The sequence below is a fragment of the Clostridium gallinarum genome (genome assembly GCF_014836325.1).
Classification (GTDB): Bacteria; Bacillota; Clostridia; order Clostridiales; family Clostridiaceae; genus Clostridium; species Clostridium gallinarum.
Map to the genome: position 1 here is coordinate 1 of NZ_JACSQZ010000085.1, position 9299 is coordinate 9299.

At 26.8% G+C, this 9299-nt stretch carries 7 protein-coding genes; 4 read left to right on the forward strand and 3 right to left on the reverse strand.

All coding sequences use genetic code 11. From position 1 onward, the window contains the following. Positions 1 to 271 precede the first annotated feature (271 nt). The 3 genes from H9660_RS15060 to H9660_RS15070 all read right to left on the reverse strand — a co-directional run bounded on the left by H9660_RS15060 (position 272) and on the right by H9660_RS15070 (position 2704). The gene (locus tag H9660_RS15060) at positions 272 to 409 is read right to left on the reverse strand and encodes a hypothetical protein (RefSeq protein ID WP_191751202.1); all 138 of its coding nucleotides are present in this window, start codon (positions 407 to 409) and stop codon (positions 272 to 274) included. A gap of 160 nt (positions 410 to 569) precedes the next feature. After that, on the reverse strand, positions 570 to 1793 hold the full coding sequence (locus H9660_RS15065; RefSeq protein WP_207729499.1) for an ABC transporter permease: 1224 nt from the start codon (positions 1791 to 1793) through the stop codon (positions 570 to 572). A gap of 2 nt (positions 1794 to 1795) precedes the next feature. Next, positions 1796 to 2704, reverse strand: a complete 909-nt coding sequence (locus tag H9660_RS15070) for an ABC transporter ATP-binding protein (protein ID WP_191751203.1) — start codon at positions 2702 to 2704, stop codon at positions 1796 to 1798. A gap of 300 nt (positions 2705 to 3004) precedes the next feature. On the opposite strand from H9660_RS15070, the gene glgB reads away from it, so the two are divergent. Genes glgB through glgD form a run of 4 tightly spaced genes read left to right on the forward strand, consistent with a single transcriptional unit; the run spans position 3005 to position 8714 of the window. Beyond that, the gene (glgB, locus tag H9660_RS15075) at positions 3005 to 4933 is read left to right on the forward strand and encodes a 1,4-alpha-glucan branching protein GlgB (protein WP_191751204.1); all 1929 of its coding nucleotides are present in this window, start codon (positions 3005 to 3007) and stop codon (positions 4931 to 4933) included. Between the two features lie 19 nt (positions 4934 to 4952). Next, positions 4953 to 6377: a glycogen synthase GlgA gene (gene glgA, locus H9660_RS15080; protein WP_191751205.1), complete on the forward strand. Its 1425-nt coding sequence runs from the start codon at positions 4953 to 4955 to the stop codon at positions 6375 to 6377. A gap of 29 nt (positions 6378 to 6406) precedes the next feature. Beyond that, positions 6407 to 7591, forward strand: a complete 1185-nt coding sequence (locus tag H9660_RS15085) for a glucose-1-phosphate adenylyltransferase (RefSeq protein ID WP_191751206.1) — start codon at positions 6407 to 6409, stop codon at positions 7589 to 7591. A gap of 16 nt (positions 7592 to 7607) precedes the next feature. Next, complete coding sequence (glgD, locus tag H9660_RS15090; protein ID WP_191751207.1) at positions 7608 to 8714, forward strand: glucose-1-phosphate adenylyltransferase subunit GlgD; 1107 nt, start codon at positions 7608 to 7610, stop codon at positions 8712 to 8714. Positions 8715 to 9299: the final 585 nt, after the last annotated feature.

The window sequence follows — 9299 nt, forward strand, 5'->3', positions numbered from 1 at the left end:
ATAAACATTATATTCCTTGCTCCGTCGCATGCGCTCCAAGTCGCCGTCATACAATGTTTATATCTTTGCAAACTGAATGAAGGAAATTATAAAAGCTCTATTTCTTACACTACGAATTTTACTACTTTAATAAAATTATCCGCAACTTGTCCATAGATATAATTTCCTAACGAATAAAAAATTGAGAGAGTATTTTTAAAATACTCTCCCAACAGAAAATATATATTATATTTTTACTTAAACAATAAATTGTACATGAATAATATAATTATTACTTATTTAAAACTAAGCCCTTGCTTCTAATACAAGTACATTCTCTAGCTTCACTAGTGTGTAAACATTGATATTTTACTTTTTTAGGAGCAATTATTTCTTGTGGCTTTGAATTATTACTTTCTTTTGAATTCATTTTGACACTCCTTTTAAATAATTGATATATTAGTATTATATATTAATTAATAGTAATTATCAATATTAACTGAATAATAAAAGTTAAAAGAAAAAGTTATCAACATATTAATCAATTAAATGATAATTAATGTTGATAACTTTTTTTGTATGTGGATAAATTAAATTAAAATATCTTTTTTAGTAAAATTAATATGTGCTATTGTATAAGCTAAAATTGATGTTATAGCCATACAAATTAATCCGTTCACTATTGTTAGTTTTGGATTTTCATACGTTAATGGTAGATTAGAATTTATTACACTAGATGCATCTGCATATGTTGTGAATAAAAGATGACTATATTCTCTAATGGTTCCAATAGCTTGTGCTCCAATAGTTAGGAAAATAGTTAATATTACTGAGACTGCCATAGATATCATACTACTCTTAAATATTGTAGAGAACATAAATATTACAGAGCAAGCAGTTACAATAAATATTGATTGATATACAATGCTTCTTATAGTGAATTCAGTATTACTTACCATTTTTGATGTATTAGGAATTTGTTCTAATATTACTTGTTGAGAAGTCTGATCAAAAGATTTTTTATATTTTTGTTCTATTCTAATTGGATAATTAGAAACTTCAGTAGTACTAGTAGAATTCACTATTGCTATTCCAGCAATTTGAGGAATTATAATCATTAATAAAACTGTAACTATAGAAACAATATATTTTGATAAAAGTATTTTCCATCTTTTCATTGGCTGAACAAGTAAGAATTTTAAAGTGGCAGGAGTACATTCTCCAGAAACAATATCACTCATAAATACAGCAATTCCAGCTATTAACAATCCTAATCCAAAGAAAGTATTTAAATTTTTGAAAAAGGTAAGAGAATTAAATTCCCATCCATCTAAAGGTTTTATATTATTAGCTTTAAGGTATTTATAATCTTCTAAATTTTGTTTTGCTTCCGAATACCATTTCTTATTCCATTCATTAATTCCTGTTTCTTCATAATCTTTAATAGTAGTTTCTAGGCTTTCAATTCTTTCATCTAGTTCTTTTTTCCATGCATCTTCTGAGACCCCATTTTTAATTATTTCTTTATTATTTTCAATTTGTTTAAGTAAGCTTTCTTCTATTTCTTTAGAGCTATTTAACCAATTAGTATCTCCTTCAGCTTCTGCATTTTTTATATCATTTCTAATATAGACTAATTGCTCTTCGGCTTGTTTAATTTGATACTCAGGAGAAATCCATTCTCTCATATTTTTATCATTCATCCATGTACCAAAGATTGTTATTCCAATAAAGGCAATAAATAATATAAAGACTATCCATGTTTTAGATCTTTTAAATATTTTTATAAATTCATTTTTTATAAGATTTAACATTATTATCTTATACCTCCTTCAACTAATTCCATGTATCTTTGTTCTAGTCCTTTTCTAATCTTATAGACTTCTTCTATTTGTATATTTTTATCAACTAGATATTTAATTAATTTTGAAGTGGTATTAGCTAATAAAATAATTTCTATTCCATCTTCAGTTATTTTTATTGAATTAATATAGTCAATACTTTTTAGTTCATCTAAACTTATCTTATCTTTAATTTTTAAACAAATTATATCAGTATTAGTTTCCATAGATTCATTTATTACATTTTCGATAGATTTAATGCTTCCATTATTTATAAAAGCTACTCTATCACATAAATGTTGAACTTCTGATAGAATATGAGAAGATATAAATACTGCCATGCCTTGTTTTTTAGCAGCTTTTTTAACAACTTCTCTAAAATCTAATATTCCTGATGGATCTAAACCATTTGTTGGCTCATCTAATATTAGCAGTTTAGGTTTAGAAAGTAGTGATGCAGCAAGTCCTAAACGTTGTTTCATTCCAAGAGAATATTTCTTTACTTTATCATCTATTCTATTTTCAAGACCAACTAAAGCTATAGTTTCATCAACATCTTTTTTTGATATATTTCTAATTCTAGCAATTTGCATTAGATTTTCTCTACCTGTTAAATATTTATATAGTTCAGGATTTTCAACAACAGCTCCTACTTCTTTTAATGCTTTCTCAGTATTTTTATTTAAATCATATCCGCAAATCTTAATACTCCCATCATTAGGATGGATTAAACCAACTAGCATTCTTATGGTAGTAGTTTTTCCAGCTCCATTTGGTCCTAGAAATCCAAATATTTCTCCTTCTTCTATTGAAAAAGAAATATCTTTTATTATCTCTCTTTTACCAATGGACTTTTTTAGATTATTTACTTCTAAAACTTTCAAAATTATCCCTCCAAAAACTTATTTATATTTATTTTAAAAGTTAAATCTTAACTTAAACTTCTAATAAATCTTAATAAATTCTTAAATAGCTTTTTAATAAATATTAGATAAAAAATAATACATTATATATAAAAAAAATAAAAAGTAATATTTTATGACAATGTAAAATAGATATATTTGCAAATTGCTGCTAAAAAACAAAATATAATATATATTAGAGTATTATGGAAAAAATAGTAAAAGGAATACTCTAATGATATAATATTCCCATTATATTACAGTTGGGTTAGGGGATATGAGATGCATTTATTAAATAAAAAAAAGAATTTCATAGTAAATAATAAAAATATAGATTCATTTCATAAAGGAAAAAACTATAAAAGTTATAGTTTCATGGGAGCTCATTTTTCAAAAGAGGAATCAGTAGATGGAGTGAGATTTACAACATGGGCACCTAAAGCAAAGTGTATATATGTTGTAGGAGATTTTTCTGATTTTATACCTTTAGAGAAATATAGAATGGAAAGGCTTAATACTGAGGGGATATGGAGTTTATTTATATCAGGAATAAAAGAAGGGACAAGATATAAGTTTTATATAATAAGTGAAAAATCTAAAGTTGGGATATATAAATCAGATCCTTATGCAATATGTTCAGAATTGAGACCTAATACAGCATCAATATTAAGTAAGGAAGATGATTTTAAATGGAATGATGATATATGGATAGAAAATAGAGAAAAAAAGGAAATATTAAAAGAACCTATTAATATTTATGAAATACATTTAGGGTCATGGAAAAGGAAAGATCATAACTTTATTACATATAAACAGCTATGTAATGACTTAACTAAATATTTATTAGAAATGAATTATACACATGTAGAGTTTATGCCTCTTAGTGAACATCCATTAGATGCTTCTTGGGGATATCAAATCACTGGATATTATTCAGCAACAAGTAGATATGGAACAGCTAAAGAACTAAAGGAACTTATAAATACTCTTCATAATAATAATATAGGAGTTATTTTAGATTGGGTACCAGGACATTTTTGTAAGGATGAGCATGGTTTGTATATGTTTGATGGATCCCCAACTTATGAATATGAAGAATTATGGAAGGCTGAAAATAGAGGATGGGGAACTTGTAATTTTGATTTAGGTAAACCAGAAGTAAGAAGCTTTTTAATCTCAAATGCTTTCTTTTGGCTTAATGAATTTCATATAGATGGATTACGAGTTGATGCTGTATCTAATATGATTTATTTAAATTATGGAAGAAAAGATGGAGAGTGGAAACCTAATATTTTCGGTGGAGATGGTTGTTTAGAAGGAATTGACTTTTTAAAGGAATTAAATAAAGCAATTTTTAGTAATTTTAATAACATAATGATGATTGCTGAAGAATCAACTTCCTGGGCAAATGTATCAAAAAGTGTTGAAGAAGGCGGATTAGGATTTAATTTTAAGTGGAATATGGGGTGGATGAATGATACGTTGAAGTATATTCAACAAGATCCTATATATAGAAAATATGAACATAGTAAAATTACATTTTCTATGATGTACAATTACTCAGAGAATTTTATACTTCCAATATCTCATGATGAAGTAGTTCATGGGAAAAAATCTTTGATAGATAAAATGTGGGGAGATTATTGGAATAAATTTGCTGGATTAAGATTATATTTATCATATATGATAGGGCATCCAGGAAAGAAATTAACTTTTATGGGATGTGAATTTGGACAATTTATAGAGTGGAGAGAATATGAGGATCTAGAGTGGGAACTAATAGATAAATTTGATATGCATAAAAAAGCTCATATATTTTTTAGAGATATTAATAAATTCTATAAAGAAAACAAAGCACTATGGGAGTTAGATTATGATAGAAAAGGGTTTAAATGGATTGATGCTGATAATTCAAAGCAAAGTATATTTATTTTTATAAGAAGAAGTAAGAATAAAGAGGATACATTGATATTTATATGTAATTTTACTCCTGTAGTTTATCATGATTTTAGAGTTGGAGTTCCATATAATGGTGAATATTTAGAAGCTTTTAATTCGGATTCAAATTTATTTGGAGGATCTAATCAATTAAATTTTGAAGTTATAGAATCAGAAGAAGTTAAATATCATAATGAAGAACAGTCTATGTTAGTAAAGGTACCACCAATGGCTACATCTGTATTTAAGGTATCAAAATTTATAAATAAATGATATTTGAGGAGGGATAGGTTTGAGAATTTTATTTGTAGCATCAGAATCAGATCCTTTTATTAAAACTGGAGGGTTAGGAGATGTTATTGGAGCATTACCAGTAGCACTTAAAAATTTAAGTAATGATGTAAGAGTTATAATTCCTAATTATAGAGATATTAAGGATGAAATAAAAGTAAAGTTGAAATATATAGACAACTTTATGGTTAAGGTTGGATGGAGAAATCAATATTGTGGAATATTTGAATATGATTATGAAGGAGTTAAATTTTATTTGTTAGATAACGAATATTATTTTAAAAGAAGTGGGCTATATGGTTATTATGATGATGGAGAAAAGTTTGCATTTTTTAGTAGAGCAGTATTAGAATTTTTAAAACATATAGAATGGACACCGGATATACTTCATTGTAATGATTGGCAAGCCGCTATGGTGCCTGTACTACACAAATTAGAATATATTAAAGAGGAAAAGTTTAAAGATATTAAAACTGTATTATCAATTCATAATTTATTTTTTAAAGGAATGTTTTCACCACAAATGCTTTCAGAACTTTTTGGATACGATTATGAAGTTTTTAACAATGGTAGTCTTGAGCATAATGGGGCTATTAGTTTTTTAAAGGGAGGAATAAATTATTCAGATAAAATCCTTACTGTTAGTAAAAGCTATTCAGACGAAATTAAGACTCCTGAATATGGTGAAGGACTTGATGGGTTATTAAGGTATAGAGAATATTTATTAGAAGGAATAGTTAATGGTATAGATTACAAGGAATACAATCCTATAACTGATAAATATATAGATTTTAATTATTCACTTGAAACAATAGATAATAAGCAAAGTAATAAAGAAGTATTACAAGAAAAGCTAAATTTAACTATAAATAAGGATATCCCTATGATAGGTTTAGTTTCTAGATTAACTCATCAAAAGGGATGTGATTTAATTGTTAAGATACTTGATGAATTACTAAAAGAAGATGTTCAAGTGGTTATACTTGGAACAGGTGATTATATATATGAAGAGAGCTTTAAAAGTTTTTCTAACAAATTTAAGAATAAGATTAGTGTAAATATAACATTTAGTAATGAATTAGCTCATAAGATTTATGCAGCATCAGATATGTTTCTAATGCCATCTTTGTTTGAACCTTGTGGGTTAGGACAACTTATAGCTCTTAGGTATGGAAGTATTCCTATAGTCAGGGAAACTGGTGGATTAAAGGATACTATAATTCCATATAATGAGTATGATGAAAGCGGAAATGGATTTAGTTTTAGAAATTATTCTTCAGATGAACTTTTAATGATAACTAGATATGCATTAAATATTTTTAAAGATAAGAATAGATGGAATAAAATAATCAAAAGTGCTATGGAAACAGATAGTAGTTGGGAGAAATCAGCTAAGGAATATATGAGGATATATAAGAACTTATAAATATTATTTTAAGGAAAAGGGGAATTTAAATGAGAAAAAAGGAAATTATAGCAATGATATTAGCAGGTGGTCAAGGTTCCAGGTTAGGAGTTTTGACAAAAAATATAGCAAAACCAGCTGTACCTTTTGGTGGGAAATATAGAATAATAGATTTTCCTTTAAGTAATTGCTCTAACTCAGGAATTTATACTGTAGGGGTATTAACACAATATAAGCCATTAGATTTAAATTCTCATATAGGTATAGGAGCTCCTTGGGATTTAGATAGAAGAGATGGAGGAGTATCTATTTTACCTCCATATCAAGAGGAAAAGGGTGGAGATTGGTATAAAGGAACAGCTAATGCTATATATCAAAATATAGAGTTTATAGATAGATATGATCCAGAATATGTGCTTGTATTATCAGGAGATCATATTTATAAGATGGATTATTATAATATGCTAGAGTTTCATAAAAATAAAGAAGCAGATGCAACTATAGCTGTTATAGATGTACCAATAGAAGAGGCAAGTAGATTTGGAATTATGAATACTAGAGATGATAACTCTATATATGAGTTTGAAGAAAAACCTCATTCTCCTAAAAGTACAAATGCATCTATGGGTATTTATATATTTGATTGGTCAGTATTAAAGAAATATTTAATAGAAGATGAAAAGGACAATAATTCAAGCAATGATTTTGGTAAAAATATAATTCCTAAAATGCTAGATAGCGGAAAGAAATTAGTTGCGTATCCTTTTAATGGCTATTGGAAGGATGTGGGGACAATAGAAAGCTTGTGGGAAGCTAATATGGACTTATTAAAAAATGATAATAAATTAAATTTACATGATGGTCAATGGAAAATTTATTCTCAAAATCAGGTAAGGCCAGCACACTATATAGGTAAAGAGGCTAGAGTTAATAATTCTTTAATAGTAGAAGGATGCATAATAAAAGGAGAAATTCAAAATTCTGTACTATCTGAAGGGGTTTATGTTGGTAAAAATACATTAATAAGAGATTCAGTAATAATGCCTAATGTACAAATTGGAGATAATGTTAAAATAGAAAAAGCTATTGTAGGTAATAATGCAATAATAAATCATGGATGTAAAATTGGGGATATAAAAGGTATAAAGGTTGTAGGAGCATATGAATATGTAATTAATAATTCAGATATTAAGCATAAAGAAATAACAGAGATAAATAAAAGAGTTAAAATCTAGGGGAGGGCTAAGGGGATTGAATAATTGTTTAGGAATAATAAATTTAGATGAAAATGAAAGGAGAATGGGTGAGTTAGTTAGATATAGAACACTAGCTTCTGTTCCATTTTCCGCTAGATATAGAATTATAGATTTTGTTTTATCTAATATGGCTAACTCTGGAATAGAGGGGATTGGTATTTTTACTAAAAATAAATCTAGATCATTAATAAATCACCTTACTAATGGAAGGCCGTGGGATTTGCATAGAAAGAAGGATGGTCTTAGAGTATTTAATTTTAGTGACTATAATCCTAATATAGATGATATTCATAATTTTTATGAAAATATTGAATTTATTGAGCAGAGTAAGAAAGAATATGTACTTATTAGTCCTTCTTATATGATTTGTAATATAGATTATAGTGAGGTATTAAGATACCATATAAAATCTATGAATGATATAACAATGATATATAAAGAGGTAAATGATGCTAATAAATCTTTTTTAGAGTGTGAAATATTAAATATAGCTGATTATAATAGAGTAGTAAGTATAGGGAAAAATATAGGTAGCAATAATCAAGCAATGATAAGTATGGAAATGTATATAATGAAAACAGAGTTGCTTATTAAAATAATTCATGAATGTATACTGGATGGAATTCATAAGAAGTTTAAGCATTATATATCCAATAATTTAAAAGATATTAAAGTGGGAGCATTCAAATTTGATGGGTATTTATCTTGTATAAATTCAATAAAATCCTATTTTGATGCAAATTTAGATATAATAAATCAAAATGTAAATATGGAGTTATTTTATAATCATAAACCTATATATACTAAATCTCAAGATGAACCTCCAACTAAATATGCAGAGGAAAGTTTAGTAACGAATTCTATAGTAGCTAATGGAGCATATATAGAGGGGCAAGTTGAAAATTGTATAATAGGTAGAAGAGTAGTGTTACGGAAAGGTGCTAAAATTAAAAATTGTATTATAATGCAGAATTGTATTGTAGGTGAAGATGTAGTTATGAATAATGTAATAGCTGATAAAGGAGCAATAGTATTAGAAAAAGAAATGATAAAGGGAACTAATATTTATCCCGTAACAATTCAAATAAAAAAATCACTATAGGTTATGATATTAAGAAGAGGTAGGAAGTGTAGCAAATTTATTCTGAGTATTTCTGCCTCTTACATTATATAAAATAACTACTACATCTTATAAAATATATAAGTATTAATAACAAATGTACCGGGTGTATCAATAGTAGAAAAATGTAGAAAAATAAAGAATAAATTAGAATAAATAAAATATTTTCTCCATAATTATAAGTTTAATGTAGGTAATAAAATAATATTAATGATAAGATAAGTTTCGTTCCCAAGAGAATAACTTATTAGGAACGAACTACTAAAAAGTTTTAAAGTATCAACTAAAAAAATGTTGACAAATGAATTTTAAAGTAGTAAGATGATAAAGTCGCTTGAGAGCGACGAAGAAAATGGTCTTTGAAAATTGAACAGAATATAAGTTAAGTATAAAATAAACCAGCAATTCTTTTAAGTCTTAAGTGAGAATCTAAATTTTAATTTAGTTATTCGAACTTACAACGCTGACGAATGGAAGCGTTGTTACATCATAAGACTCAAGGTAATTTGAGCAACAGATTAAACTTTTTATTGAGAGTTTGATCCTGGCTCAGGACGAACGCTGGCG

Excerpts from the sequence above, each read along its gene's own strand:
- H9660_RS15060 (WP_191751202.1), bottom strand. The coding sequence starts at position 409 with ATGAATTCAAAAGAAAGTAATAATTCAAAGCCACAAGAAATAATTGCT.
- H9660_RS15065 (WP_207729499.1), bottom strand. The coding sequence starts at position 1,793 with ATGTTAAATCTTATAAAAAATGAATTTATAAAAATATTTAAAAGATCT.
- glgB (WP_191751204.1), top strand. The coding sequence starts at position 3,005 with ATGCATTTATTAAATAAAAAAAAGAATTTCATAGTAAATAATAAAAAT.
- H9660_RS15085 (WP_191751206.1), top strand. The coding sequence starts at position 6,407 with ATGAGAAAAAAGGAAATTATAGCAATGATATTAGCAGGTGGTCAAGGT.